We start from the raw sequence: 2170 nt of genomic DNA, 5'->3' as shown, positions 1-2170 counted from the left end.
GAGAATTGGAGTTCTTTTAAAATGCTCTACAAAAAGGCTTCCTCTTCTTTCAAATCTTTTGTTAAAAGCTTTAGAGTAAGAGTTGAAAAAATTACTGAAGGCTTTAGTTACCGGATTATTTGAAGCATGACCGAGCTTGGTAGGATAAAGACCTGCCAGGTTTTGAAAACCTGGCAGGTCTGACCTTACGCCCACCAACAAGTGGAAATGATTCGGCATCAGACAATAGGCATAAGTATCCACAACCCCTCCTAAATATTTGGCATACTGTTGCAAAAAATACCTATAGTTTTCCTCTTCCCGGAAAATATTCTCAGTTCCGTTTGCATGATTGAAGATATGGTAGGATTGCTTTGGTTCCATTTAGCTTTAGTTTTTAGATATTTGGCTGATTTAACTTTTCCAAAGTTCTAAAACTTTGGAAAAGTTAAAAGCACCTTTAGTTTTGCTCTTCTCGGAAAATATTCTGTATTCCGTTAGCCTGGTTGTACATATGGTAGGATTGTTCTGATTCCATATTTATATTTTAGAAACGTTCCCCAACCTGTCTACTTTCAATTTCAAGCAACTCTCTTTAATCCTTTTGTCAGATTCCATAGTTAGTTCTTGCTTGTTTAAACTCCCTAGCTCACCAACTTTTGTTTTAGAATCGTAACCTTTAATCAACGATGCAATATCCGCTCTTAAAAAGTGGCATTCATTACCAGTGCAACTTACCATTTTATAGATCCTATCAACTTGTTCTTTTGAAAGATTATTGAAATCTATAGTTTTAACATTTTCCACAAAATCCGGCACAAATACCAATTCATTTGGAGACAAATAAAACAAGAGTCTCTCTCCTTTTTCTTTAAAAGATGGAACAGGGCCTTCTCCCTGTTTAAGCCTTTCCATCACTATATTGAAAGGTATAGTCTCGTAGCTTCTCTTTCCTTCCTCATTAACATAAATACCAAAAAACAAATTGGTCCCCTTGGCTGCCTCTACAAACTTGGCTTTTTTGTTTCCTTTAAATCCAACTTGAAACTTATTCCCTATTGGTTCATATGTTCTTACTTTATAAATGGGTTGATGAAATTTTCCTCCATTTAAGCTTTGAATATTCTTATTCATTTCCTCAATACCTTCCGGGGTGAATGCCAAAGTTTCAGGATCAATAGCTTGCCCTTTCTCATTTTTGACCTCTTTATAGTTGTTAAGATGATTTAATAGAATTTTCTGAATTCCGGTATCTGTTATCGATTGAATTTTTTTCTCTGAAAAAGAAGTGTCTAAAGACACTCTCGATGCAGCCAAGTCCTTTTCCATGAAATAAATTTCTACTTTGGATACATCTTTTCCATCGAATTTATATTCTCTGTCTTTAAAATATTTAAGAAGAAGCTTATTATCATAATTCAAATTTTTAAGCTCACTGATTTTTTTCTTGAGCTTCTTATCTAAAAGATCAAAATGACTATCTAATGCCAATCTTAAAGCAACAGTTTTTACTTTTCTTAGCTCAACCAAGCCTGATACAGTATCTTTATGTATTGGTTTTCGAATAGCCCAAGCATCTCCTTTAACCTGGGGGATTATTGATTTGATTGGATTACCATTTTTATCTTTTCTTAATTTGCCTTCTTCATCAAAATAGCACTGATATTTATTTGAGGTTCTGTTGATAACCCTCAGATTTTGTTTGAAGCTCACCACAATTTTTTCCAAATATTCTTTCGTGTCAATTGTAAAAGATTCCCAAGGTTTGTGAAAATTCCATTCAAAATTATTGGCAGTATTTGAGTTGGTCTTTTTATAACAAAGCTTATGTTTCAGATCAAATCGTCTTTTCTGTTTCTCATCTTTTCCTTTATACCTTTTACCCAATGCGTGTTCATTATTCAAATAATTGGCATGATCTCTTGTAGCACAAGCAATTATAAGAGCATCTAAAGCGTGATGTCTATGGTCAATTCTCTTTTTTTGAAATCCCCTAGCATACTCAATTGGAATAGTGGGCAAGGATTTTTGATGATTTTTATTCCATGCCGTAAAGTCGGAACTTGCTGAAATTTGATTCATTCTTTCAAATCTTGGTAAGATTAAGTCATTCCAAATATCATTCAACCCCCAATCATGTTTGAGTTCATTGGTAATTTTCCCATTACCTGGAATAATATGCTTTGAATTA

Annotated in this window: 2 protein-coding genes; both read right to left on the bottom strand. The window is 33.7% G+C overall.

Features of this window, described 5'->3' with window-relative positions:
* The coding region (locus tag ACEW8U_RS10870) for a transposase (RefSeq protein WP_373522063.1) at positions 1 to 363 on the bottom strand (363 nt) is incomplete at its 3' end.
* A gap of 156 nt (positions 364 to 519) precedes the next feature.
* Positions 520 to 2154 carry a hypothetical protein gene (locus ACEW8U_RS10865; RefSeq protein WP_373522064.1) on the bottom strand — a complete coding sequence of 545 codons (1635 nt, stop codon included), beginning with the start codon at positions 2152 to 2154 and terminating at the stop codon, positions 520 to 522.
* Between the last annotated feature and the right edge of the window lie 16 nt (positions 2155 to 2170).

This window comes from Aquiflexum sp., from assembly GCF_041751335.1.
Classification (GTDB): domain Bacteria; phylum Bacteroidota; class Bacteroidia; order Cytophagales; family Cyclobacteriaceae; genus Aquiflexum.
This window is presented reverse-complemented; position numbering and strand designations above follow the sequence as displayed.